Source organism: Ruegeria sp. CDSA021 (assembly GCF_059612325.1).
Genome location: NZ_JBXWQJ010000006.1, coordinates 174,053 through 198,253 on the forward strand (window position 1 = coordinate 174,053; position 24,201 = coordinate 198,253).

At 57.3% G+C, this 24,201-nt stretch carries 23 protein-coding genes; 7 read left to right on the top strand and 16 right to left on the bottom strand.

What is annotated here, in order from left to right:
* Positions 1-13: 13 nt before the first annotated feature.
* Together AC2FLD_RS10340 and AC2FLD_RS10345 are read left to right on the top strand one after the other, a co-directional pair.
* A complete protein-coding gene (locus tag AC2FLD_RS10340) occupies positions 14-1,114 on the top strand; it encodes a flagellar motor switch protein FliG (protein WP_496669150.1) in 1,101 nt (366 codons plus the stop codon).
* Between the two features lie 136 nt (positions 1,115-1,250).
* Positions 1,251-2,174 carry a lysophospholipid acyltransferase family protein gene (locus tag AC2FLD_RS10345; RefSeq protein WP_496669151.1) on the top strand — a complete coding sequence of 308 codons (924 nt, stop codon included), beginning with the start codon at positions 1,251-1,253 and terminating at the stop codon, positions 2,172-2,174.
* On the opposite strand, the gene AC2FLD_RS10350 is transcribed toward AC2FLD_RS10345, so the two are convergent.
* The gene (locus AC2FLD_RS10350; protein WP_496669153.1) at positions 2,175-2,876 is read right to left on the bottom strand and encodes a DUF1223 domain-containing protein; all 702 of its coding nucleotides are present in this window, start codon (positions 2,874-2,876) and stop codon (positions 2,175-2,177) included.
* A gap of 224 nt (positions 2,877-3,100) precedes the next feature.
* Between AC2FLD_RS10350 and acnA the strand changes: the two genes are divergently transcribed.
* From acnA to AC2FLD_RS10365, 3 genes are all read left to right on the top strand, one after another.
* A complete protein-coding gene (gene acnA, locus AC2FLD_RS10355) occupies positions 3,101-5,791 on the top strand; it encodes an aconitate hydratase AcnA (RefSeq protein ID WP_496669155.1) in 2,691 nt (896 codons plus the stop codon).
* Positions 5,792-5,910: 119 nt separating this feature from the next.
* Positions 5,911-7,413, top strand: a complete 1,503-nt coding sequence (locus tag AC2FLD_RS10360) for a BCCT family transporter (protein ID WP_496669157.1) — start codon at positions 5,911-5,913, stop codon at positions 7,411-7,413.
* Between the two features lie 139 nt (positions 7,414-7,552).
* On the top strand, positions 7,553-8,254 hold the full coding sequence (locus AC2FLD_RS10365) for an SDR family NAD(P)-dependent oxidoreductase (protein WP_496669159.1): 702 nt from the start codon (positions 7,553-7,555) through the stop codon (positions 8,252-8,254).
* Positions 8,255-8,280: 26 nt separating this feature from the next.
* Here the strand turns inward: AC2FLD_RS10365 and AC2FLD_RS10370 are convergent, their stop codons facing one another.
* The 10 genes from AC2FLD_RS10370 to yajC all read right to left on the bottom strand — a co-directional run bounded on the left by AC2FLD_RS10370 (position 8,281) and on the right by yajC (position 15,233).
* Positions 8,281-8,820 (bottom strand): DsbE family thiol:disulfide interchange protein, encoded by a 540-nt coding sequence (locus AC2FLD_RS10370; protein WP_050602087.1) that lies wholly within the window; start codon positions 8,818-8,820, stop codon positions 8,281-8,283.
* Positions 8,813-8,971 carry a heme exporter protein CcmD gene (ccmD, locus tag AC2FLD_RS10375; RefSeq protein ID WP_496669161.1) on the bottom strand — a complete coding sequence of 53 codons (159 nt, stop codon included), beginning with the start codon at positions 8,969-8,971 and terminating at the stop codon, positions 8,813-8,815. The genes AC2FLD_RS10370 and ccmD overlap by 8 nt, the downstream gene beginning before the upstream one ends.
* The gene (locus AC2FLD_RS10380) at positions 8,968-9,741 is read right to left on the bottom strand and encodes a heme ABC transporter permease (RefSeq protein WP_050602086.1); all 774 of its coding nucleotides are present in this window, start codon (positions 9,739-9,741) and stop codon (positions 8,968-8,970) included. The genes ccmD and AC2FLD_RS10380 overlap by 4 nt, the downstream gene beginning before the upstream one ends.
* Before the next feature lie 61 nt (positions 9,742-9,802).
* Positions 9,803-10,459 (bottom strand): heme exporter protein CcmB, encoded by a 657-nt coding sequence (ccmB, locus tag AC2FLD_RS10385; protein WP_496669162.1) that lies wholly within the window; start codon positions 10,457-10,459, stop codon positions 9,803-9,805.
* On the bottom strand, positions 10,456-11,070 hold the full coding sequence (ccmA, locus tag AC2FLD_RS10390) for a heme ABC exporter ATP-binding protein CcmA (RefSeq protein ID WP_496669163.1): 615 nt from the start codon (positions 11,068-11,070) through the stop codon (positions 10,456-10,458). Before ccmA ends, ccmB begins: the two co-directional genes overlap by 4 nt.
* 99 nt (positions 11,071-11,169) lie before the next feature.
* On the bottom strand, positions 11,170-11,523 hold the full coding sequence (locus tag AC2FLD_RS10395) for an Mth938-like domain-containing protein (RefSeq protein WP_496669165.1): 354 nt from the start codon (positions 11,521-11,523) through the stop codon (positions 11,170-11,172).
* A 12-nt stretch (positions 11,524-11,535) separates the two neighbouring features.
* The gene (locus tag AC2FLD_RS10400) at positions 11,536-12,288 is read right to left on the bottom strand and encodes a sulfite exporter TauE/SafE family protein (RefSeq protein ID WP_496669167.1); all 753 of its coding nucleotides are present in this window, start codon (positions 12,286-12,288) and stop codon (positions 11,536-11,538) included.
* A complete protein-coding gene (gene secF, locus AC2FLD_RS10405) occupies positions 12,281-13,249 on the bottom strand; it encodes a protein translocase subunit SecF (protein WP_050602081.1) in 969 nt (322 codons plus the stop codon). The genes AC2FLD_RS10400 and secF overlap by 8 nt, the downstream gene beginning before the upstream one ends.
* Before the next feature lies 1 nt (position 13,250).
* On the bottom strand, positions 13,251-14,912 hold the full coding sequence (gene secD / locus AC2FLD_RS10410) for a protein translocase subunit SecD (RefSeq protein WP_496669169.1): 1,662 nt from the start codon (positions 14,910-14,912) through the stop codon (positions 13,251-13,253).
* 33 nt (positions 14,913-14,945) lie between these two features.
* Positions 14,946-15,233 (bottom strand): preprotein translocase subunit YajC, encoded by a 288-nt coding sequence (gene yajC / locus AC2FLD_RS10415; protein WP_050602079.1) that lies wholly within the window; start codon positions 15,231-15,233, stop codon positions 14,946-14,948.
* A gap of 201 nt (positions 15,234-15,434) precedes the next feature.
* Here yajC and AC2FLD_RS10420 point away from each other — a divergent pair, with 201 nt between their 5' ends.
* The gene (locus AC2FLD_RS10420; protein ID WP_496669170.1) at positions 15,435-17,099 is read left to right on the top strand and encodes a mechanosensitive ion channel family protein; all 1,665 of its coding nucleotides are present in this window, start codon (positions 15,435-15,437) and stop codon (positions 17,097-17,099) included.
* Between the two features lie 72 nt (positions 17,100-17,171).
* A complete protein-coding gene (serS, locus tag AC2FLD_RS10425; protein WP_496669172.1) occupies positions 17,172-18,464 on the top strand; it encodes a serine--tRNA ligase in 1,293 nt (430 codons plus the stop codon).
* Between the two features lie 55 nt (positions 18,465-18,519).
* Here serS and AC2FLD_RS10430 read toward each other — a convergent pair whose 3' ends face one another.
* From AC2FLD_RS10430 to AC2FLD_RS10450, 5 genes are all read right to left on the bottom strand, one after another.
* Positions 18,520-19,098 carry a helix-hairpin-helix domain-containing protein gene (locus AC2FLD_RS10430; protein WP_496669174.1) on the bottom strand — a complete coding sequence of 193 codons (579 nt, stop codon included), beginning with the start codon at positions 19,096-19,098 and terminating at the stop codon, positions 18,520-18,522.
* A 91-nt stretch (positions 19,099-19,189) separates the two neighbouring features.
* On the bottom strand, positions 19,190-20,173 hold the full coding sequence (locus tag AC2FLD_RS10435; RefSeq protein ID WP_496669176.1) for a fatty acid desaturase: 984 nt from the start codon (positions 20,171-20,173) through the stop codon (positions 19,190-19,192).
* A gap of 403 nt (positions 20,174-20,576) precedes the next feature.
* Positions 20,577-22,040 (bottom strand): ribosome biogenesis GTPase Der, encoded by a 1,464-nt coding sequence (gene der, locus AC2FLD_RS10440; protein WP_496669178.1) that lies wholly within the window; start codon positions 22,038-22,040, stop codon positions 20,577-20,579.
* Positions 22,041-22,089: 49 nt separating this feature from the next.
* Positions 22,090-23,412 carry a PQQ-like beta-propeller repeat protein gene (locus tag AC2FLD_RS10445; RefSeq protein WP_496669180.1) on the bottom strand — a complete coding sequence of 441 codons (1,323 nt, stop codon included), beginning with the start codon at positions 23,410-23,412 and terminating at the stop codon, positions 22,090-22,092.
* A 44-nt stretch (positions 23,413-23,456) separates the two neighbouring features.
* Positions 23,457-24,128, bottom strand: a complete 672-nt coding sequence (locus tag AC2FLD_RS10450; protein WP_496669181.1) for a hypothetical protein — start codon at positions 24,126-24,128, stop codon at positions 23,457-23,459.
* Positions 24,129-24,201: the final 73 nt, after the last annotated feature.

Consider the following 24,201-nt stretch of genomic DNA (forward strand, 5'->3'; position numbering starts at 1 on the left):
GCACCACAGGCAGATGCAGGAAACAAACGCATTGATAAACGCGGCACCCGGGGCCCCCACTCCGCTTGCCAAAGGGGATGACACCACACCGCGCCTTGTCCCTCGGGCGTTGACCAACCGTCAAAAGGCAGCGGTTGTTGTGCGGTTTCTGCTGAACGAAGGCGCTGACCTTCCATTGGAGGAACTTCCCGACGATCTACAAGAAAAACTGACCCATCAGCTGGGTGAGATGGGTCTGGTGGACCGCGTGACGCTCGATTCGGTGGCGCAGGAGTTCAGCGATGCTCTGGACAACATCGGCCTTGCATTTCCTCACGGTCTGGCCGGCGCGTTGGATGCGGTGAACGGAAAGATCGCGCCTAAAACAGCAGCCCGCCTCCGCAAAGTGGCCGGGGTACGACAGATCGGTGACCCGTGGCAAAGACTGCGCGACATCCCCGTCGAAGATCTTGCAGCCATGGCGCAGGCGGAAAGCACCGAAGTGGCTGCGGTGATGTTGTCAAAGATGGACACCGCACAGGCTGCTCAGATGCTGGGCCACATGCCGGGGCCGGTGGCACGGCGGATCACCTTTGCTGTCTCGAAGACCGCGAATGTCACCCCCGAAGCGGTCGAGCGGATCGGCTGGTCTCTGGCCGCGCAGCTGGATCAGCGCCCGGCGCAGGCATTCGATGATGGCCCCGGCGCAAGGGTCGGCGCAATCTTGAACCAATCTGCAGCGGCCACACGCGACGACTTGTTGAGCGCGCTGGACGAAGATGACGCCGATTTCGCCGACCTTGTGCGTCGATCGATCTTTACCTTCGCTCATGTATCAACGCGTATAAAGCCTCGGGACGTTCCGGTTATCCTGCGCGAAGTGGAGCAACCCGTTCTGGTCACAGCGCTGGCTGGTGCCGCAGCAGATGATGACAAGGCGTCGGTCGAGTTCCTGTTGTCCAATATCTCGTCCCGAATGGCGGATAACCTGCGCGAAGAAATGGGTGAACGCGGGCGCGTTAGGCAATCCGAAGCCGAAGACGCGATGACTCAGGTCGTTGGTGCCATTCGGATGCTGGTCGACGCCGGAACAATCGCCCTGATTGAAAATGACGAGGACGAAGAAACACAGTAAATCCTCAACCCCAGAGGCTGGTAATTGGACAATACTTGAAGACCCGGAATTTTCCCCTTCTCTGAGCGCTTGAGCTTGCCTACGTCGGGCTGTATGTCTGGCAAAGCAACTTCGCAACACGCGGTGAGACACCTCCATGCCCGTCGAAAAGTCGGAGCTCAGCCGGTTTGAGCTTGGAAAATACTATGTCGCCAATATGCTCCTTCAAGGGGTCATCGGCGCAATGCGCCTTGCCCCGTATGAGCGGCGCGTCGCCACCATGGGCGCGATCATGCGTACTTTGGCGCCGGTTGTCGGGTTTCGTACACGTATCCGGCGGAACTTGAAGCTCACCTGCCCTGACCTATCCGATGCCGAAGTGAAAAAGATCTGCCGCGATGTGCCGGATAATGCCGGCCGGGCTATCATGGAGCATTTTTCACCCGAGGGATTCACTGAGCGGCAAAAATCGGCAAAAATCTCCGGTCCGGGCATTGCCGCCTTTGACAAGGCGATCGCCGAAGGGCGTCCGGTCATGATGATCACGGCGCATTTCGGGCACTATCTGGCCGCGCGCATCGCCCTGCAGGAACATAGCGGCCAACCGATTGGCTGCCTCTATCGCCGCATGGCCAACCCGTATTTCAACGACGCTTATGTCGAAGCCTTCTACAAAACCGGCGCGCCGATGTTCGAGCAAGGGCGGCGCGGGATGGTCGAAATGGTGCGTTCGCTCAAAAAGGGTGGGATCATAGCCATTGTATCCGATCTTCATGCGTTAGGCGGCGAGGAACTTATGTTCTTCGGCAAGCCTGCTTCCACGTCCGTTTTGAACGCAGAACTGGCCATAAAGTACAAGGCCGAGCTCATTCCCTGTTATGCGGTGCGGCAGCCCAATGGCATCGATTTTGAAATCATCCTGCATGATCCGGTACCGCATTCGGACCCCAAAACCATGACCCAGTTTACCAATGATGACTTGGAAAAGGTGGTGCGGCAGCACATGGGGCAATGGTTCTGGATTCATCGCCGTTGGAAAAACTTGAACGTGCTGGGGATAAACCCCAAAGAAACGCCCTAATCACTTCACCTGGGTGGCCGCAACAATCGGCCCGTGACCTGCCCTTTGCACCAGCACAACGGCAGGCAGATCAGAGCTGAGCTGAGCTGAAAACGATTGCTGGGCATTTCCATCCCACTGCCCCGCAATCTGCCATGTCTCAACGACATTGGCATAATCCAGTTCGTGCCCGGCCAGTTCTCCGCGACGGATCGAGGCATGGCGCATGGGCGAATACTGTACGATACGCACGTCATAGGTCTCGCCCTCTGGCAGTTCCAAGGGAGTCACATCCACTGTCACTTCATCTGCTGCTCGGGTTGCTGTAACCGATGCCTCAGGGGTCGCCTTGAGATGAGCATTGATCAGACGATCCAGTTCGCGAGATTGTGCGCCCACAATGTCATGCTGCCCGTTGATCACCATCTGCGGCGTATAGATCATCGAACGCCCCCCTTCCCGAGCATAGGCACGCTGCCGCAGGGTGTGGTCCGGATCGGCGTATTCATCTTTCCAACCGATGTAATCCCAATAGTCCACGTGCAGCGCCAAGCCGATGACGTCGTCGCGTTTGGCCAGGTCATGCATCAAGCGATCTGCCGGAGGGCAGGATGAGCATCCTTGTGACGTAAACAATTCAACCACCACAGGATCATCCTCAGCCGCAACAGAGGCAGCCAGAAGACAGGACATCAGGGCGGTCAATGCGGCGGATCTGAACATAAGAACTCTCGGTTTGGGCGGTCGGGTATCAGCAATAGCCGCTTTGGTATTCAACGACCAATCAAGGTTTCTTGAGGCAGGAATACATGATTTTCCAAACTTGTGTACAATAGTATACTAAAACGACACCTTTGCTATTATTCAACCTTGAACCAAGGGCTTTGGTGATACAGATAACAGACAGCGAATCCCATTTTCCAAGTCATTTGAGAGGGAGGCCACTGATGCCCATCAAAGTCGGACAGGACACCGCCAAGACACGCCGCAGCCTGAGCGTGAACGGTAAGTCCATTTCTTATTACTCGATCCCCGCCGCCCAAGCGGCCGGTTTGGGTGATTTCTCGAAACTGCCTGCCGCGCTGAAAGTGGTATTGGAAAATATTTTGCGGTTCGAAGATGACGGCTTTTCCGTCTCGGTCGACGACATCAAGGCCTTCAGCGAATGGGGCGCAAATGGCGGAAAGAACCCGCGAGAGATTGCCTACCGCCCTGCCCGTGTGCTGATGCAGGACTTCACCGGTGTTCCGGCTGTTGTCGACCTTGCAGCGATGCGCGACGGTATCAAGGCGCTGGGTGGCGACGCACAAAAGATCAACCCGCTGAACCCGGTTGATCTGGTCATCGACCATTCGGTCATGATTGACGAGTTCGGCAATCCCCGCGCGTTCCAGATGAACGTGGACCGCGAATATGAACGCAACATGGAACGCTACCAATTCCTGAAATGGGGACAGAACGCCTTTAACAATTTCCGCGTTGTGCCCCCGGGCACCGGCATCTGCCATCAGGTGAACCTGGAATACCTGGCCCAGACCGTCTGGACTGACACGGATCAGAACGGGGATGAGGTTGCCTATCCTGATACGCTGGTTGGCACCGACAGCCATACCACGATGGTGAACGGCATGGCCGTTCTGGGTTGGGGCGTCGGCGGGATCGAGGCCGAGGCCGCGATGCTGGGTCAGCCGATCTCGATGCTGATCCCCGAGGTTGTTGGTTTTGAACTGACTGGCGCAATGGTCGAGGGCACCACCGGCACCGACCTTGTCCTAAAGGTCGTGGAAATGCTGCGCGAAAAGGGCGTGGTCGGTAAGTTCGTCGAGTTCTACGGTAAAGGTCTGGACAGTCTGCCGCTGGCCGACCGTGCCACCATTGCCAACATGGCACCCGAATACGGCGCGACCTGCGGCTTCTTCCCCATCGACGGCGAGACCCTTCGCTACATGCGCAATACCGGCCGCGACGAGGATCGTCTGGCACTGGTCGAAGCCTATGCCAAGGAAAACGGCCTCTGGCGCGATGAGAACTACGCCCCGATCTACACCGACACGCTGTCGCTGGACATGGGCACCATCGTTCCTGCGATCTCGGGCCCCAAACGCCCGCAAGACTATGTTGCACTAACTGGTGCCAAAGCGGCCTTTACCAAGGAAATGGCAGAGACTTTCAAGCGTCCGATGGGCAAACAGATCGAAGTCAAAGGTGAAGAATGGGGCATGGAATCGGGCAAGGTCGTGATCGCTTCGATCACCTCCTGCACCAACACGTCAAACCCGTACGTCATGATCGGCGCGGGTCTGGTGGCCCGCAAGGCCGCAGCATTGGGTCTGGATCGCAAACCATGGGTCAAAACCTCGCTGGCGCCGGGTTCGCAGGTCGTATCTGCTTATCTTGAGGCGGCTGGTCTGCAAGAGGATCTGGACAAGATCGGGTTCAACCTTGTGGGTTATGGCTGCACCACCTGTATCGGCAACTCAGGCCCGATCCAGAGAGAGATTTCAGAAGCTATCGCCGAAGGCGATCTGGTGGCCACCTCGGTCTTGTCCGGCAACCGCAACTTCGAGGGCCGTATTTCCCCAGACGTGCGCGCGAACTATCTGGCCTCGCCGCCTCTGGTTGTCGTCTACGCGTTGGCGGGCACAATGGATATCGACCTGACGTCCGAGCCCATCGGTCAAGACAAGGACGGCAACGACGTCTATATGAAAGACATCTGGCCGACCCAAGCCGAAATCGCGGAGCTGGTGGAGGCCACCGTGACCCGCGAGGCGTTCCAGTCGAAATACGCCGATGTCTTCAAAGGTGACGAAAAATGGCAAGAGGTCGAGGTTCCGCAACAGGAAACTTATGACTGGCCGCCGACCTCGACCTATATTCAAAACCCTCCTTATTTCCAGGGTATGGGGGCTGAACCAGGCACGATCTCGAATATCGACGGGGCCAAGGTTCTGCTGATCCTGGGCGACATGATCACCACCGACCACATCTCGCCCGCCGGGTCTTTTGCCACGACCACACCCGCTGGCAGGTATCTGACTGAACGCCAAGTGCAACCGCGCGAATTCAATTCGTATGGCTCGCGTCGTGGCAACCACGAGGTCATGATGCGCGGAACCTTTGCCAATATCCGCGTCAAGAACGAAATGTTGGACGGTGTCGAAGGTGGTTACACCAAAGGCCCGGATGGCGAACAGACCTCAGTCTATGAAGCGTCGATGGCCTATCAGGAACAGGGCACCCCACTGGTCGTCTTTGGTGGCGAGCAATATGGTGCGGGTTCGTCTCGGGACTGGGCGGCCAAAGGGACCGCGCTGCTGGGCGTCAAGGCTGTGATCGCCGAAAGCTTTGAGCGCATCCATCGCTCGAACTTGGTCGGTATGGGCGTCATTCCGTTCGAGTTCACCGGCGGTGACACGCGCAAAACGCTGGGTCTGAAGGGAGACGAAACCGTCTCGATTCACGGTCTGGACAGCATCGCGCCACTGCAAGAGGTACCCTGCACGATCGTCTATGGCGATGGGTCTGAGAAGACCATCACCCTGAAGTGCCGCATCGATACCGCACCAGAGATTGAGTACATCGAAAACGGTGGTGTGTTGCACTACGTGCTACGCAATCTTGCGAAGGCATCGTAACCCGGTAGCAAAGCAAGCGTTTCTAACCCCCGGCTAAGCGCCGGGGGTTTTTTGTTTTCTGGTCATTCATTCGAAAACCTGAAACTGTTGGGCGAGGTCATCAACGGAAATCATGTGTCATGCAGAAACCCAACGCCCTGATGGTTTGCTCCCTTAGCGTTATCGCTGTGATCGGGATATGGGGTGTTGTCGACATCCAGAGTTTGGTGACCTGGGCAAGTGGTATCGTTCAACAGACCTTCCACAGCCGCGGCTGGTTCGTGATGCTCGCCGCGTCGGGCATGTTGATCGGATGCCTGTTTTTGGCATTTTCTCCTTATGGCAAAATTCGCCTTGGTCGCGATGACGAAGAACCAGAATTCTCGACCGCCACATGGATTTCGATGTTGTTCTCTGCCGGGATGGGCGTCGGTCTGCTATTTTGGGCCGTGGCAGAACCACTCACCCATTTCAACTTTATCTCAGGCATGGCGCCGGATTTCATCGCGGCGCAGCAAGCCATGTTGGCGACAAATTTTCACTGGGGTCTGCACGCTTGGGCCATCTACGGCTCAACAGCGCTTACCATCGCTTATTTCAGTTTTCGCCGCGGCACCGGGATGATGGTCAGCGCGCCGATCAAAAGCCTGTTTCCCGGCGAACGCTGGGCGGAACGTGTCGGATGGTTTTCTGACTTCATGGCAATCGTCGCGATAGCCATCGGCGTTGGTGGCTCCATGGCTATGGGCGTGTTTCAGGTGGCAGATGGCATAGCTGTTCTGGGTGGCCGGGAAACGGTCGGAGCCCTACTGATTGGCGTTGTCTTTCTGGCGATGGTCGCTGCGTATATCCCGGCACTCTTGATCGATCTGGGTCAAGGCATGGCGCGACTGTCCAACGCGGCTATGCTGATTGCGATCAGCCTTGTTGCCTACACGGTGGTCCTGGGCCCGACAGAATATCTTTTGAATACAGTCGTTCAGGGTTTCGGTGATTACGTCACCAATGTCATTCCAAGGGGTTTTCAGACCTTCACGTTTTTCGGCGATGACGTCACCAAATGGTTCAGCGACTGGACTCTGACTTATATGGTCTGGTGGATCGCCTGGGGCCCATTTGTGGGTGTCTTCGTCGCCCGCATCTCTCGCGGTCGAACTATACGAGAATTCGTGATCGGAGTACTCTTCGCCCCTACGCTGTTTTCGATCCTTTGGTTCGGCGCTTTTGGCGGCATTGGCCTGTTCGAGGCTCTCAACGGGGCGGGTGAGCTGCTGGCCTATACGCAGACAAACATTGAACGCGTGACCTTCGCCTTGCTTAACCGTCTACCGCTGTCCCTGGTGACAACGCTCGCAACGGTACTGGCCGCGTTTCTGTTCATTGTAACCAGCGTCGTAAGCGCAGCATTTGTCCTGGGCACCTTCTCGACAGGTGGCGACGAGAACCCCCCTCCGCGCGTGCGCCTGATCTGGGGGGGCTTACTGGGGCTTCTGAGCGTTGCGATGATCCTTTCTGGGTCAGTGGACTCGGTCAAGATCCTTATCTCGCTTGGCGCTTTGCCGTTTGTCTTTATTTCTGTCCTGCTGATGGTCTGTTTGTTCCGCGGCCTGAGAGAGGAGGGCCAGCGCAATGCTGATCGGTGATCTCACAGATACTCTGATGAACCTTGTGACCTTCGCGTTCATCGCGGCGATGATCTGGATTCTGCTGCGCAGGTGACGCTTAAAAAGAACGATCAGATTTAGCGTTGTAACGCATCCACTTTGCAGATTTGGTGTGCCTATGGACAAAGTTGCATTGATAACCGGCGGTGCCCGGGGGATTGGCCGGGCAATCGTCGAAGACCTCGGCCGTGATCATCAAGTTGCGTTCACATGGTTGAACAGCGCGCCCGATTTGGATGTGTTGGATCGCAGCTTTCTGGCCATCCGCTCAGACCTGACACAGGAAGATCAGCCCGTTCGCGTTGTCGAACAGGTCATCGAAAGGTATGGGCGGCTGGACATCATCGTGAACAATGCGGGGCTTGTGCGTTCGACTCCGAAAGAGGTGTTTGATGCACAGGACCACAGGGATATTCTGGACCTGAACTTGATCGCGCCGATAGCCTTGCTGACAGCGGCTTTGCCCTATCTGCAAAGCGGATCCAGCGTCGTGAATATCTCATCCATGAACGCGACCCTTCCGCCGCGTGATGCCGCGACTTACGGGGCCAGCAAGGCCGCGCTCAACCTGTGGACCCGTGCCATGGCCAAAGAACTGGGCCCGCAGGGTATTCGCGTCAACGCGGTTGCCCCTGGTGCGATCAACATCCCCGAGGCCCCGCGCCCGGATGACCTGACAGAACTGTTCGTCAAAGACACCGCCCTTGGGCGTGTCGGCGTGCCAGAGGATATCGCTCGGGTCGTTCGGTTTCTGGCCTCTGATGCGGCGGGCTTCATAACCGGTGAAGTCCTCGGCGTGACCGGAGGCTATCGATTGTAAAACCTGCTAAAGCCGCTTGCAGGTGTCTAACCGCCTGCCGCCTTTTCCAAGGCAGGGCGGATTGTGCTTTCGATCACCCGTTGCGTGATAGGCCCTGCAAAGCGCAGGATAATTTTACCATCGCCGTCAATCACATAGGTTTCAGGAACACCGTAGAGGCCCCAATCCAACGCCATGCGGCCTTGTTCATCGCGTCCCATCGCGGTGTAAGGATCGCCAAGCTCGGTCAGGAACGCATCTGCGTTGGCCAACTGATCTTTGTAGTTGATGCCATAGACCGGGATGCCTTCTTTCGCCAAAGCTTCCAGATTGGGGTGTTCAGCGCGACAAGGCGCACACCAGCTGGCCCAATAGTTAACCAGCTTGACCTCTCCGTCGCGCAGGGTCGCGTCATCGAACGGGGTTTTGCCGGGAAACTCGCTTAGGACCACAGGCGGGGCGGGCTGGCCCTCGCGCGCGGATGGCAGGGCATTTGGATCATCGCGGAACATGCCGATTCCGGCCAATACGGCAAAGGCGCCAAAAATCAGTGGTGGAGCGATCATCAAGGGCGATATCTTAGCCATTGCGCGACATCCTTTGTTCGATCTTTTCCATGTCCCGGCGCACTTTGCGCCCACGTATCACACTGTACGCAACCAATACTACCAGAAGAACGACTGACACAGCATAAGACGACAGAACCGAGTCCGCGTATTTTCCGAGATCGGGGATCATCCGCCCACCCTTTCCCGCGCCATCAGCGCCTTGATTCGACGTGCGCGAATTTCGGTTCCGGTGCGATACAGCACCAATGCGATGAACAGCAAAACAAAACCGATAATGCAGATCAACAACGGATAGAAGAATACGTTGCTGACCTTTTCTTCGGTATCTGCCCCGGTCACAGCCGCTGCCCTCATGACAGACGCCCCCTGATGCAGCCCCTGATTCCAGAAGTTCACCGCATAGCGGCTGAGGATCGCGAAAACCGACCCCACAAGGCACAGGACCGAGGTCAGGTCGGCCGCTGTATCCGGGTCTTCAATCGCCTCCCACAGGGCGACGTATCCAAGGTAGAACAGGAACAGGATCAGAAACGAGGTCAGTCTCGGATCCCAGGCCCACCAAGTGCCCCACATAGGCTGGCCCCAGATCGCACCTGTCAACAACGCAATCATTGTCATCACGATCCCGATCGGTGCCGCCGCCCGTGCGGCAAGCGCACTGACATGGTGACGCCGTACCAGCCAAACCAGCGATGTCACCAGCATCATCAGCCAGCAGTTGATCGCCATCAGCGCCGCAGGCACATGCAGATAGATGATCTTGACCGTCGACCCTTGTTTGTAATCGTCCGGCGTAAAGAAAAAGCCCCAGATCAGGCCCACACAGATGCAGGCAAGTGAGGTGATCCAGAAAAACGGCAGGACACGCTCGCTGGTTGCAAGAAACTTACGCGGGTTGGCGTATTCCCAGAGGGCGTTGGCTTTGGCTGCGATAGACATGGGCCCTATCTAGTCCGAATTGGGGTGGTTCTCAATTGACCTTGGTCAAAGTTGAGACGGTTCACCGCAGATTGATACGCAACACCGCCGCGCTGGCAAAGGGTAACAGCGCGATAGTTGCTGCCGTGATACCTGCCAGCATGAGAAGCGGCGTCTGGACCTCCATCCCCGTGGCTCCGCGCCGGGCGACCTCGGCTCCGAAAATCAGAGTGGGCACGTATAGCGGCAGCACCAGCAGCGACAGCAGCAAACCGCCACGCTTCAAACCGACGGTCAGAGCTGCACCAAAGGTTCCGATCACGCTCATCGCCGGGGTTCCGATCAACAGTGACATCACCAGCCAGAAGAATCCCGGCACAGGCAGATTCAGCAAGACACCCAGGAACGGAGCCGCAAGAACCAGAGGCAATCCGGTGGTCAGCCAATGGGCCAGCGCCTTGATGGTCACAACCGATTCCAATGGCAGCGGCGCGGTGGCCAACAGATCCAGCGACCCGTCTTCCCAATCCAAAGCCAGCAATCGGTCTAGCGACAGCAGACAGGCCAGCAACGCCCCCAGCCAAAGAACACCGGGTGCGATTGTGGACAGCAGCGAAGATTGCGGACCCACCGCAAACGGCACCATCACAGTCACGATCAGGAAAAACGCAAGTCCCAGTCCAAACCCGCCGCCCGCGCGGAAGGCCAGTTTCAGGTCGCGCAGCAATAGGGCGATCACAGGAAGCCTCCGTCGAAATCGTCAATGGGTTTGGGTTTGGCCTTGTTGGGCCCAACGTCCAGAACCTCTCCATCCAGACCAAGGTCGATATGGGTTGCGATCAGGGCCGACCCGCCCTGCCCCAGATGAGCCCGCACCGCGTCGGCAAACATCTGCACTGCGTTTTTGTCCAACGAAACAGTGGGTTCGTCCAACATCCAAATCGGTCGTCCTGTCACCAGCATCCGCGCAAGCCCCAGCCGCCGCTTCTGACCGGCCGACAGGTTACCGGCATGGCGATCGGCCAGCTCATTCAGATCAAACGTATCCAATGCGCTTTGTATGCCGCTGGTCCCAAAGACCGAGGCCCAGAACATCAGGTTCTCGGTCACGGTCAGTGTCGGCTTCAACCCGTCCGAGTGGGCCGCATAGGCAATCTGGTCCTCGGCGCCTTCGATGGTGCCTTCAAGCGGAGGCTGCAAACCCGCCAAAGTGCGCAAGAGCGTCGTTTTGCCGATTCCGTTCGGCCCACGCAGAATCAGCGCCTTGCCGGGCGGCAGTTCAAAGCTGAGACCTTCCAGCACGGGAATGCCACCACGGGTGATCGACAAGTCGGATACAGTCAGAGTCATGAAACCCGCTTAGCGGATTGTCTTCAGAGGCAAAAGGCAAGATTTGCCGCAGGGGCGTTGCTGGCTTGGGAATAATCAGGAGCGAATTGGGGAACCCTGTCAAACGGGGATCAGGGCAAGGGCGATCCGGCGACCTTCCGATAGCAACACATTATAGGTGCGGCAAGCGGCAGGAGAATTCATGATTTCAACGCCAACCCCAGCGTTTTCCAAGGCGGCGCGCAGGGTTTGGGGAATATGCGCCACGTCCGTGCCGGTTCCTATGAACAGGACGTCGATCTCATCGGCCAGATCAAGCAGGGATTGGGTATCCTCATAACCGCCCCATTTTACCGGACCCGCAGGGCCGGTCAGAACAGCACCTTCGAACACCTCGCCGCCAATGCGGAAGAACCCGGGGCCGTAACCGTCCACCGGTTTTACGTCGCTAAAGGTCACTTGGTTCAGACGCATGTTATCCCTCCGTCAATCCAGGATCGGCAGTCCAGACACCACCGCGATCAGAATGACCGAATAGGCCGCAACGCGATAGAAGCGCTCCAGCTTCGGTTCAAACAGCGCTTTGCCGATCAGCGTAGTGGTCAGATAAGGCACACCCAGCAGCAGAACAATCCACAGGATCGATAAATCCGCCGCGCCACCGATCAGGATACTGAAGACAATCGCGACATCCAGCAAGGCCAGAAAGATGATCGTGTTGGCCCGGATTTTGCGCACATTTGTCGAACTGGCCAGATAGAAGACAATGATAACAGGGCCGGTCAGGCCGGTCATCCCGCCAATGACCCCAGCGCCGCCCCCAATGGCCAATCGCCCGCTCAAGCCCAATCGCCCCTCCCAGCGCCAGCCGGTAATGACAGCCGTCAGTGTCAGACCGATGATGCCGCAGGCGATCCAGCGTAGAACAAGCGTGTCCACTTGCGCCATGATCCAAAGCCCAAGTGGCACGGTAACAGCCGCAGCGATGCCCAATGTGCTGATCTCGGACTTGTCGCATTCGCGCCAAGCTTGAGGCGCAAGAGCAAAGGTCGAGACGATCCCGGTGGCTGCCATCAGAAATACCACATCCGCGATGGGCAGGAACTGGACGGCGACCGGCACAAAGATCATTGCTGTTCCAAAACCAGTGAAACCGCGGACCAATCCCGCGGCTCCGATGGTCAGGATCAGCCAGCCCAGGCCCGGCAGGGCAAGGGCCTGCTGCAATGCCTCAGGCATCTATGTTGGCAAACTGGTTGCCCGCCGTGTTCGACGGCTTGGACCAGTCGCGCTTTACCCCCAGCCACAACAATATGGTCGAGGCCACAAAGACCGACGAATAAGTCCCGATGATGACACCCCAGATCATGGCAAAGACAAACCCACGGATCACATCTCCGCCCAGAACATAAAGCGAAATCAACGCCAGCAGAGTGGTGACAGAGGTCATCACCGTCCGGCTTAGGGTTTCATTGATCGAGATGTTCAGAACCTCTTTGAGGTCTTTCTTCTTGTACTTCCGAAGGTTCTCGCGCACGCGGTCGAAAACCACCACCGTGTCGTTCAGCGAATAGCCCACGATGGTCAGAAGCGCCGCGATGATTGCCAGATCGAAACGAATCTGCAGTTCCGAGAAGATGCCGATGGTCAGGATCACGTCATGCACAAGCGCAGCCACGGCCCCCAGCGCGAATTGCCATTCAAACCGCAGCCAGATGTAGACAAGCACCGCACCGATAGCCAAGGCGACGGCGATAACCGCTGTCTGGATCAGCTCTCCGGAAACTTTCGGACCCACTGATTCCACTGAAACGAATTGAATATCCGGGATCACAGTTTGCAGCGCTTCTTCTACAGCGGTGATCGTTGCGGCCTCGACCGCTTCGGCATCGGCCTGCGCCTGAATGCGGATCATCGCGACATTTTCGTCTTCTCCGAAGGTCGGATCGAAAATCTCGGTGATCGTCACATCTCCAAGTTCCAGCGGAGAGATTGCATCGCGGTATGTGCCCACGTCAATCGGCTGCGTGCTTTCGGTTCGGATGGTTGTACCACCCCGAAAGTCGATGCCGAAATTCAGGCCCTGCAACATGAACGAAGCAAAAGCCACAACCATCATCAGGCCCGAAATCCCAAGCCAGATCTTCCAGCGGCTGAAGAAATCGAACGAGGTGTTCTGGGGTACGAGTTTCAGTCTCATGTCAAACCTCGATCATTTTCGGACGGCGGCGTTCGAACCATATGACGACCATCAGGCGCGTCACGAAAATCGCAGTGAAGACCGAGGTCAGAATACCCAGCCCCAGAGTGATGGCGAACCCGCGCACCGGGCCACTGCCCATGGCAAACAGGATGGTCGCCGTTATGAAGGTGGTTACGTTGGCATCCAAAATGGCCGACAACGCCTTTTCATAACCAAGCTCGATGGCGCGCGCCGGACCTTTGGCAGATTTCAGTTCCTCGCGGATACGTTCAAAGATCAACACGTTGGCGTCCACCGCCATCCCGACCGTCAGTACGATCCCCGCGATGCCTGGCAAGGTCAGGGTTGCTCCGATCAGGGACAGCAGGCCAAACAGCAGGCCCACGTTGATGATCAGCGCGATGTTGGCAAAGAGTCCAAACAGACCATAACTGAGCGCCATGAAGACCAGCACCGCAACAAAGGCCACGATGGTGGCAACTTTACCCGCGTCGATACTGTCCTGCCCAAGTTCGGGGCCGATGGTACGTTCTTCAAGGAATTCCAGCCCGGCAGGTAGCGCACCCGCCCGCAGTAGGACCGCCAGATTGGTGCTTTCCTCAACGGTGAAGTTGCCGGTGATGATGCCGGATCCGCCCGGAATGTGACTTTGGATCACAGGAGCCGAGATCACCTCATCATCCAGAACAATGGCAAAAGGTGCACCGATATTGTCACGTGTATAATCGCCGAACTTGCGCGCACCCGATGTATTGAACCGGAAACTGACAGCCGGGCGACCGTTCTGATCGAATGAAGGCTGGGCGTCGACCAATTCCTCTCCGGTCACAACCGGAGCGGACTCGATGATGTAGTAAACGCCACTTTCATCGATCGAAGGCACAACCTCTTCACCGATGCCGGCAATTGCATCCTGGTCGGTGCCGCGATTAACAACCGGGTTAAACGTCAACTGCGCCGTGGTTCCGATGATTTCCTTCAACTCTCCGGCGCTGCCGATACCTGGCACCTGAATCAGAATCCGATCCGCGCCCTGACGCTGAATGGTGGGCTCGCGGGTACCGACTTCGTCGATCCGGCGGCGGATGATTTCAAGCGCCTGACGCACTGTGCGGTCGTCTGAGGCCAGCTTTTCAGCCTCGGAAAGCTGAACAACGATGGTATCACCGTCGGCCCGGGCCTCGATATCCGTGGCACCAACCCCGGTCAGGGTTTGCACCTGACGGGCCAGCCCACGCACCACTTCCAGTGCCCGAGACATCCCCTCGGGCTGGCTGATGCGCACACGAATCTCATCCGGGGCCGAGTCCTGACGACGGATAGTGCCAACTGTCGCACGCTCATCACGCAGCGCGTCGCGGATTTCCGGCCACATGGCTTCCATCCGCGCTTCATAGACGTCCTGCACCCGAACCTCGGCCAGCAGATGCGCACCGCCGCGCAGGTCCAGTCCAAGATTGACCAGCGATGAGGGCAGCCAGGTGGGCCATTGCCCAGCTTCGGCCTGCATCTCAGGCGTGTCTACGCCCAGCTCAATCGCGGTTTTGGCGTCATTCGATTGCTCGACCCGCGTGTAGAACGCGTTTGGCAGGGCCATGAGCAAACCAGTCACACAAACCAGCCAGATCAGAACCCGCTTCCAGGTATCAATTTGCAGCATTACCCTGCCTTTTCAAGGGATTATCGCGCGAACTTACTTCGCAGGTTCGGTCTTATTCAGAACCTGAGCGATGGTCGACTTGACCACGCGGATCTTGACGCCCTCGGCGATCTCGACCTCAATCTCGTTCTCGCCTTCCTTGACCTTTGACACCTTGCCGATCACGCCACCCTGTGTGACCACCTGATCACCCCGACGCACGGCTTCGACCATGGCCGTATGTTCTTTCATTTTCTTCTGCTGTGGACGGATCAGCAGGAAATACATGATCGCGAAAATCAGGATCAGCGGGAGAAACTGGGCGATTGCGCCACCTTCCATGGGATATTCCTTTGTTCAGATCTTGCGGCACCGTTCCGCAAATTTGGGCGGAACCTATGCTTTGAAATGCGTGTTTGCAAGCAAAGGCGATGATGTGTCTCATTGGAACCTGACATTGGTGACATAAGAACCAATCAAGCGTTGCAGATATGTCCTATGCAGACATCGCAGTTCAGCTATAGTCAAGCATCAGGAGGGGCAATGAAAGAATCCTACAAACCGTTCCAATCGTTGACGCTTTTGCTGTCGCTAGTGGCAATACTCCTGTTTCTGGCAGCACCGCTGAAGGCGCAGGAAACAACCGCTGAAATCACCGAACCCGAGGCAGAAGACGCGGACAGTTTCAAAGCGCCTGTCATCGTCGACGGCGACATGTTGTTCTTCCTGCGCGGCTCCAGCGCCCTGCCCGCACCGGAACGGGCAGCAAGCGTTCAGGACAAGATCATTGAGATCGCCGAAGCCTCGGAAAATCCCACGGTCGACATCGCCTTCGAAGAAACCGATCTGGGCATTCGCATCCGCGCTGACGGTGTGATCGTGTCAATCGTGACAGTTGCAGATGCCGAGTTGGATCAAATGGAGCTGGACGTTCTCGGGTTTCTGCATGGTCAGGCCATCGAAGACGCCATTCTTGCCTATCGTGCCAACCGCTCGGAGCAGGCGCGGGTGTCAGGGGCAATTGAGGCTGCGGGATGGACCCTTGGCTTTGTCGCCTTCGTGGTGCTGATCTTATGGCTGCATCGGCGGATCAGGCGGCGTACCCTGAAAATGGTAAAGCGTTATTTGAGGGATGTCGAAACGGCGACCGCCAAAAGCGTCCAGGCCGAAGCAATCGCAGCCCTGATCAGGTACGGGCTGAATTTTGTCCTGCTGGTTATCTTCTTTCTCGGTTTCTACTACTACCTGTCCTTCGTCCTTCTTGCATTTGCCGAAACACGGTATTTCGCGCAACTGCTGCTCACTTACCTGACTGAACCCGTACTGCTGATATTCAAGGGTATCCTGAGCTACATACCCAACCTTATTATGCTGGGCCTGATCACATGGGTCGCGTTGTATATAATCAAAGGGATGCGCGTGTTCTTCGATGCGGTCGAAGCGGGTTCGTTCGAAATGACCGATTTCGAAAAGCATTGGGTCAACCCGACGTTCAACATCGCCCGTGTCATCGTCATTCTGATCGCACTTGTGTTTGCAGTGCCCTACATTCCGGGTTCGGATTCCGCCGCGTTTCAGGGCCTGACCATTCTGGTTGGCGCGATGCTGTCGTTGGGCGCAAACTCGGTCGTGTCCAACATGTTGGCCGGGTTGTTCGTGATCTACCGCCGGTCCACATCCATAGGAGACCGTATCCAGATCGGAGATCACATTGGAGACGTCGTGCAGATCAAGTTGATGGAAACGCATCTGAAATCCATCAAGAATGAATTGATCTCAATCCCGAATGCTCAGTTGATGAATTCAGACGTGGTAAATTTTTCGAAGAAAACCGATGGCAGCGGGCTTTTACTGCACACTACGGTTGGAATCGGATATGAAGAACCCCCGGAAAAGATCGAGGCAATGCTGATCGAGGCTGCTAATCGCACAAAAGGCATCAAGGCCAAGCCCGAACCCTTCGTGCTGTGGACGGCGCTGGCTGATTACGCAATCAACTATCAAATCAACGGCTACACTACGCGCGGCAGCATCATTCCGAAGATCCGCTCGGACCTGCACCGCAACATTGTCGCCGTGTTCAATGAGAATAGCGTACAGATTATGACACCCTCGTACATGGCTGATCCACCAGAACCAAAAATCCCGTCCGAGGAATGGAATGGCCATCTGGCGCATGAAACCCACGCCGATGACGATAAGTCGTAACCGGTGCTACACCCCGCCCGACAGATGGTGCATAAGCGGTTTCAGTGATTCACGCATCTAAGGATCTGAGACATGCACGACATCCGCGCCATTCGCGAAAACCCAGCCGCCTTCGACGCCGCACTTGCGCGCCGTGGGGACGCGCCGGTGTCGTCAGATTTGTTGAGGTTGGATGAAAGCCGCCGCGCCAAGATTCTGGCCGCCGAAACCGCACAGGCTGAGCAGAACAAGGCCAGCAAAGAGGTCGGTGCCGCCAAGGGCCGCGGTGATGAAGCCGAGTTCGAACGCCTGCGCGCACTGGTGGCCGAGAAAAAGGCCGAGATCGCCCGGATGCAGACCGAGGCGAAAGATCTGGACGCTCTTCTAACGGATCAGCTCGCCCGCATTGCCAACTTGCCCGCCGATGATGTGCCGAAAGGCGCGGACGAGAATGACAATGTCGAGGTCAACCGTTGGGGTACCCCACGCGCGTTCGACTTTGCTCCGAAAGAGCATTTCGAGGTTCCCGCCGTCGCTGCCGCGATGGATTTCGAGACTGCATCCAAGACCAGCGGCAGTCGCTTTGTGAACCTGTCCCAAGGCGTGGCCCGCATCCACCGTGCGCTGGCGCAATTCATGCTGGACACGCATATCGACAAGAATGGGTTAACCGAAATGCAGACCCCGGTTCTGGTCCGGGATGAGGCGATGTACGGCACTGACAAGCTTCCGAAATTCGGTGACGACAGCTATCAAACGACCAACGGCTGGTGGCTGATCCCGACCTCTGAAGTCACGCTGACCTATTCTGTTGCCGGGGATATTCTTGACGAAGCCGTTCTGCCCATCCGCATGACCGCGCATACCGTCTGCTTCCGGTCCGAGGCTGGCAGCGCCGGCAAGGACACTGCGGGTATTTTGCGACAGCACCAGTTCGAAAAGGTCGAAATGGTCTCGATCACCCATCCCGACAAATCGGATGAGGAACAGAAGCGTATGCTACGCTGTGCCGAAGACTTGTTGGAGCAGTTGGGCATCCCCTATCGCACCGTCGTTCTGTGCACCGGCGACATGGGCTTTGGCGCGCGGCGCACTTATGACATCGAAGCATGGCTACCCGGTCAGGATACCTATCGCGAGATCAGCTCGGTCTCGACCACTGGCGCATTTCAGGCTCGTCGGATGAACGCTCGGTTCCGCCCGGATGGTGGCGGCAAGCCGGAATATGTTCACACACTGAACGGCTCGGGCCTTGCTGTTGGGCGCTGCTTGATCGCTGTCCTGGAAAACGGTCAGAACGCGGATGGTACCGTGACCCTGCCCGAAGTCCTGAGCCCCTATCTGGGTGGCAAGCTGACGCTGCAACTGGACGGTACGCTGGCATAAGAAAACCGGCCCCCTGCAGGGCGCCGGTCTGACAAAATGGAAGGGCGAGGAAGTCTTACTTCTTCGCCTTTTTCTTTTCTTTCTTTTTGTCGCTCTTTTTGTCAGCCTTCTTGGCGTCTTTCTTTTTGTCAGCCTTCTTGGACTTTTTGTCCTTCTTGGATTTGGCCTTCACCTTGTCCTTGGCCTTGGAGAACGCGGCTTCCATTTCCTTGCGCTTCTTGGCAGCTTTTTCTGCCTTGGCCTTGGCTTTGGCCTTTTTCTTGGCCGCGGCTTCGGCTTTTTCAGCCGCTGCCTTTTCCTCTGCCGCCTTGCGTGCAGCTTCCTCGGCCCGCTTTTCGGCCGCAGCAGCAGCAACAGTCTTGCGCGTAGTGGTTTTGCGTGCGGTTGTCTTCCTGGTCGCAGGCTTGCGCACAGAAGCACGGCGTGTAACAGGTTTCGCAGCGGCCGGTTTCGCGGAGATGGCCTCTTTTGCGGCTGCAATCAACACAGCAGCACGTGCTTCACCGACCCGAGGGACCTTGACCAGGTCAGCAGGGCTTGCCTTGGCTATTGCTTCTGCGGTCTTGAAGCCATTGGCGACAAGAGCCTGGCCAAGTGCCTCTCCTACACCTTTCATATTGGTCACTGCGGTCATTATCTGTCCTTTCTCAATCTCCCTGCAGATTTGTATATACACCGGATGTACAATCAGCAAGTTCTATGTCAGCCAGTCAAAACCCAGTGCTTTAGCCATGGGCAAGATCGGCCGTTCGGGTTTGTTTAGGAAAAGGCACAAGACGTTTTGCATCCTCATCCCATAGTTTCAGCTGCAACGCTGCAACGGCTTCGGGGAATTTGATCCGACGCGGTGTGAATTCCGGCGGCAGATTATAGTGGCAAGCGCGCAGGCGGTAGGAAGGGATACGCGCGTTATAGTGGTGGATGTCATGCAACGTGATACAGGCCACAGCGGTATCGAACCACCATCCGAAATCCAGTGCTGAAGACCCCTGAAGCGCAGCGACCTGAGGGTTTAACTCGGGTCTGCGATCCCAATAGGTGTCCTCGAAATTATGTTGCAGATAGACGAGAAACACACCCAACATCCCGCCCAGAAACGAAAACGCCAACCAAACCCAGATCCCGGTCATTCCCGCGATCAGATACAGCAGGCTTAGGAATACCACGATAGACACGTTGTGCATCAACACGCCTTTCACGCCAAAGCGCACAGTGTTCTTTGGCCAGCGGTAGCGAATGAAGTATGTGAACAAAGCCCCCATCGGCACCAGGATGAACGGATTGCGATACAGCCTGTAGAACAAACGCGTTTTCCGATCTGCCGCGTTCCATTCCCGTACAGTCATGGTGTGAATTTCGCCGGTTTCGCGATGTTCCAGATTACCGATGCCTGCATGGTGAAGGTTGTGGTTCTGCTTCATCACTTCGAACGGCGCAAAGGTAAACGGCGACAGGCCGTGCCCCGCCCACTCGTTCTGCAATCGCGTTTCAAAAAGCGAATGGTGCCCGCAATCATGTTGCAGCACGTAAAGTCGCACAGCGGAAAAGGCAAAGACGATCCCGGTAGGTATCATGATGTACCACAGGTCCACAAAATGGATCGCCAATGCCAGTGACGCAAAATACGCCGCGAACGTTCCAAAATAGCTTAACGCAGCCAATCTGTTGTCCTGAACCGCGTATTGTCTTGTATATTCCCTCAGATCCATCCAGCCCGCTCCCACGATGGTCCTGTTAAGTTCTGTTCAAAATCTATGCACGGTTTGACCACAAACAAGCATGTCGCGCGCAGACAAATGCACGCTCGTGAATGCTAACGCGCTGAACCGGGGCTGTCACGCCCCCAGAGTGAAAACGCTGAAAATTGGCGCAGTTACGCGCTTGAGCAGTAAGAATTGTCAGAAGTGACGCACTCTCTTTCATTCAGCCGAGACAGGAGAGCCGCGTGGAAGTGACGGCGATTCTGAAACTGTCCGAGTGTCGTCACTAGACGATCCCCGCGCAACACCCGACATCTGCTGAAGCGACAACACCGCGTCCTCGGGTCACACAGCAGCTGAAAACCGGGAACCACAACCAACGAGACGCAGGCAGCATGGTCGGATCGTCTGTTCAGCCTCGGCCCTTAAGATGCTTGGCCAGCGCGCCCGCGTTTTTCTTGCGGCGGCCTTTGTAGGGGTTCTTGTCCCCCTGCCCGCGCAAAGTCAGACGAATTGGCGTACCGGGCATGTCGAAATCTTCGCGCAATCCGTTGACCAGATAGCGCGAATAACTGGCCGGCATTTTGTCAGGGTGCGAGCACATCACAACAAAGCCCGGTGGACGCGTTTTGGCTTGCGTCATATACCGCAGTTTGATCCGGCGCCCTTGCGGCGCTGGTGGCGGGTGTTGTTCAAGCATCGCGGTCAGCCAGCGGTTCAACGCAGCAGTCGGCACCCGGCGATTCCAAATGTCATGGGCGCGCAAAATCGCGGCACGCAGGCGCTCCAGCCCCCGGCCCGTTTTCGCGGACACCGTAATCAAGGGCGCGCCGCGTAGCTGCGGCAGCAGACGGTCAAAGGACTCCTTGAGCTCGCGCAGCTTTTCCTGCTTGTTTTCTTCAACATCCCACTTGTTGACTGCAACAACTACGGCCCGGCCTTCACGTTCGGCAAGGTCGGCGATGCGCAAGTCTTGCTGTTCGAACGGGATCTCTGCGTCCAGCAAGACCACGACAACTTCTGCAAACTTCACGGCCCGCAGACCATCGGAAACCGAAAGCTTTTCGAGCTTTTCCTGAACCTTGGCCTTTTTGCGCATCCCTGCAGTGTCAAAGATCCGCATCGGGGTGCTGTCACCGTCCGGATCGGCCCAATCGATCCGCAGGCTGATGGCATCGCGGGTGATCCCCGCCTCGGGTCCTGTCAGCAGGCGATCTTCGCCGACGATCTTGTTGATCAGCGTGGACTTGCCCGCATTCGGACGGCCCACCACGGCCACCTGCAGTGGTTTGGCAGGGGTGATCAGGGGCATCTCGCCCTCGCCATCCTCATCCAGCTCGATGTCCGTTTCAGGGGCCTCCTCGACCTGTTTTTCCTCTGCTGCATCGGCCAGAGGCATCAGCTGCGCATAAAGGTCGGTCATCCCTTCGCCATGTTCGCCTGACAGGCGGACCGGTTCACCCAAACCCAGATTGTATGCCTCCAGAACACCTGCATCCGCTGCATTGCCTTCAGCCTTGTTGGCCGCAAGGATCACATGCTTGGAGCGTTTACGCAGGATTTCCGCGAACATCTCATCTGTGGGGGTCAGGCCCACGCGCGCGTCGATCATGAACAGGCAGACATCGGCCATGTCCACTGCGCGTTCGGTCAGACGGCGCATCCTGCCCTGAAGGCTGTCATCTGTCGCATCTTCAAGCCCTGCTGTATCGATCACGGTAAAGCGCAGATCGCCCAGCCGCGCTTCGCCTTCGCGCAGGTCACGGGTCACGCCGGGCTGGTCGTCGACCAAGGCCAGACGTTTGCCCACAAGGCGATTGAACAGTGTGGATTTGCCCACATTCGGGCGCCCCACGATGGCGAGGGTCAGCGACATGATACTCAACTTTCAAGACTCAAGATGCGCCCTTTAGCGCATCTTGCCGTCAACGGAAAGCGTGTAGATCACCCTTTGCCGAAACGACATACAGCGTTTGCCCGGCAACAACCGGCGCTGTTGTCGCGCCGCCGGGCACTTCGACCTGATGAACCAGCGTTCCGTCGACCGGATTGAAGAACCGCAGATAACCGTCATTGGACGCAATAACAATGCGGCCGCCCGCAAGGATCGGACCGTAATGCGCAAAGATCGGACCGCGGCGACCGCGCTTGTCTTTGACAAAGCCTGGCAGATCCTGCGCCCAGATGACAGAGCCATCCGCCGCGTTCAGACGCACCAACTGGCTGCGGTCACTGATCAGGAAAATGCTGTTACCCGCGGGCCATACGGCATCCACGGCGCCTTCGTCCGCTGTCCAACGACGCTCACCCGTCCCAGCATCAAACGCAACGGTCCGGCCAGAATGATTGCCGATAAAGATGGTGCTTCCAGACACCATCGGGCCGCCTGTCACATCAACGATCTGTGCTGCAGCCCGCCCCCGGCGCCCACCGGCGACCGAAGCATTCCAGCGACGGATGCCACCTCGACGAAAAGCGGCGGCAACGTCGCCCGAGCCAAAGGCAAACACGGCCAGATCCGAGGCAATCACAGGTGCGGGTGCACCCAAGACGTTGCCGACGCTGGGCGTGCCTTCGACTTGCCAGGCAATACGACCATCCTTCGTGGCGATGGTCCATCCGGTTTCATCTCCGGCCACCAGATATAGCAGGCCATCATTGACCAGCGGTGCGCCGCTGCCGGTGGCTTGCAGGCGTTTTTGCCAGCGCATCGCACCGGTCTTGGCGTCCAGCGCGGTCAGGCGACCATAACCTGAAGACACATAAAGAACACCATCGGCATAGGCCATGCCACCGCCCGTGGCGTCTGAATCCCCGTCGCTCGCCGGGATCAGATCGGTTTCCCAGGCAACCTGCCCCTGGGGTGTCACAGCGGAAACCGTAGCTGAGGAGTCCAGCGTGTAAATCAGCCCACCCGCAACGACCGGCTCGGCGGTGATACGTTGCTTGCGCGAGTCACCCTGACCGATCGAGGCAGACCAAACGCGCTGTGGCGTTGCACGCAGTGCTGCGTTTGTAGTCCGATAGGCCGGTGTTCCCGGGCTTTGCGACCAGTTTGCATTCGCCTGCTGCGACGGCAGACTGATGGGTTGAGAGCCCCGCTTTTCCACCGTTTCCAAATCCGACAAGGGGCGGATGTCTTCGCGTTCACCGGGCAGAATGGGCTCGGGTTCTTCACAGGCGGCCAGTGCGGTCAAGGCCAGCGCTGCGACCGGCAATCCCACGCGGGAAAATAGTCTTGTTACCATGATATTCCGAACTCGCCTGTCATTACGTCTTTTCTTACCTATGGTCAGCCCTGTTGCGTCACCACAGGTTCCGGTTCGCCGCCCAAAGCGACAATCAATTGCGCTGCGCGCTGCTGCAGATCAATACCAACTTCAGCATCCTGCCGCAGCGCCTGCAAACGATCCAGAGCAGCCTCGACATTGCCTTCAGAAACATCAATCAACGCCAGTTGCTCTTCAGCCAGCAGACGCAGCGGCGCGCCCGGCGCGGCAAGCGCCTCAAACTGTTGGCGACGGTCGTCTGCCGGCAAGGTGTCGCTCTGCAAAAGCAGGGCCTTGAAGCTTGCAATGGCGCGGTAAATTTCAGGCAGATCGCCCTGAACGGCAACAGCATTCAGGCTGTTGACCGCGTCTTCGCGCGATCCAGCCTCGACCTGAGAGGTCGCCAGCAACATGTTCAACACGGCGTCCCCGCCGGGCGACACGGTCTCAATGCTCTGCAATCCGGCAGCTCGTGCCTCAGAACCGTTCTGAGTCAAAGCGGCAAGAATCGAGTCTCCCAGTTCTTGTGCCTGCGCCGCGTCACGGGATTTGCGGTATTCGTTAAAGGCCGCGCCCCCCACGATAAGCACCACGGCAACTACACCGACCCAGCCCCAGCGGCGCAACAGCAGGTACATGCGGTCGCGGCGCACCTCTTCCGTGACCTCATCAATGAAACTGTCTGTGTCGCTCATCCCTGCCCCCTGGGCTGTGTGTCTTGTCTAAGTGCGCCATGTCATACCCCGGCACCAACGCCAAGCCAAGGGT

Coding starts and splice junctions, on each gene's coding strand:
- secF (WP_050602081.1), bottom strand. CDS start 13,249: ATGAGACTGAAACTCGTACCCCAGAACACCTCGTTCGATTTCTTCAGC.
- AC2FLD_RS10435 (WP_496669176.1), bottom strand. CDS start 20,173: ATGGATCTGAGGGAATATACAAGACAATACGCGGTTCAGGACAACAGA.
- acnA (WP_496669155.1), top strand. CDS start 3,101: ATGCCCATCAAAGTCGGACAGGACACCGCCAAGACACGCCGCAGCCTG.
- AC2FLD_RS10370 (WP_050602087.1), bottom strand. CDS start 8,820: ATGGCTAAGATATCGCCCTTGATGATCGCTCCACCACTGATTTTTGGC.
- ccmD (WP_496669161.1), bottom strand. CDS start 8,971: ATGATCCCCGATCTCGGAAAATACGCGGACTCGGTTCTGTCGTCTTAT.
- AC2FLD_RS10365 (WP_496669159.1), top strand. CDS start 7,553: ATGGACAAAGTTGCATTGATAACCGGCGGTGCCCGGGGGATTGGCCGG.
- AC2FLD_RS10380 (WP_050602086.1), bottom strand. CDS start 9,741: ATGTCTATCGCAGCCAAAGCCAACGCCCTCTGGGAATACGCCAACCCG.
- AC2FLD_RS10340 (WP_496669150.1), top strand. CDS start 14: ATGCAGGAAACAAACGCATTGATAAACGCGGCACCCGGGGCCCCCACT.
- der (WP_496669178.1), bottom strand. CDS start 22,040: ATGTCGCTGACCCTCGCCATCGTGGGGCGCCCGAATGTGGGCAAATCC.
- AC2FLD_RS10360 (WP_496669157.1), top strand. CDS start 5,911: ATGCAGAAACCCAACGCCCTGATGGTTTGCTCCCTTAGCGTTATCGCT.
- AC2FLD_RS10395 (WP_496669165.1), bottom strand. CDS start 11,523: ATGCGTCTGAACCAAGTGACCTTTAGCGACGTAAAACCGGTGGACGGT.
- serS (WP_496669172.1), top strand. CDS start 17,172: ATGCACGACATCCGCGCCATTCGCGAAAACCCAGCCGCCTTCGACGCC.
- AC2FLD_RS10420 (WP_496669170.1), top strand. CDS start 15,435: ATGAAAGAATCCTACAAACCGTTCCAATCGTTGACGCTTTTGCTGTCG.
- AC2FLD_RS10345 (WP_496669151.1), top strand. CDS start 1,251: ATGCCCGTCGAAAAGTCGGAGCTCAGCCGGTTTGAGCTTGGAAAATAC.
- ccmA (WP_496669163.1), bottom strand. CDS start 11,070: ATGACTCTGACTGTATCCGACTTGTCGATCACCCGTGGTGGCATTCCC.
- secD (WP_496669169.1), bottom strand. CDS start 14,912: ATGCTGCAAATTGATACCTGGAAGCGGGTTCTGATCTGGCTGGTTTGT.
- AC2FLD_RS10445 (WP_496669180.1), bottom strand. CDS start 23,412: ATGGTAACAAGACTATTTTCCCGCGTGGGATTGCCGGTCGCAGCGCTG.
- AC2FLD_RS10430 (WP_496669174.1), bottom strand. CDS start 19,098: ATGACCGCAGTGACCAATATGAAAGGTGTAGGAGAGGCACTTGGCCAG.
- yajC (WP_050602079.1), bottom strand. CDS start 15,233: ATGGAAGGTGGCGCAATCGCCCAGTTTCTCCCGCTGATCCTGATTTTC.
- AC2FLD_RS10400 (WP_496669167.1), bottom strand. CDS start 12,288: ATGCCTGAGGCATTGCAGCAGGCCCTTGCCCTGCCGGGCCTGGGCTGG.
- AC2FLD_RS10450 (WP_496669181.1), bottom strand. CDS start 24,128: ATGAGCGACACAGACAGTTTCATTGATGAGGTCACGGAAGAGGTGCGC.
- AC2FLD_RS10350 (WP_496669153.1), bottom strand. CDS start 2,876: ATGTTCAGATCCGCCGCATTGACCGCCCTGATGTCCTGTCTTCTGGCT.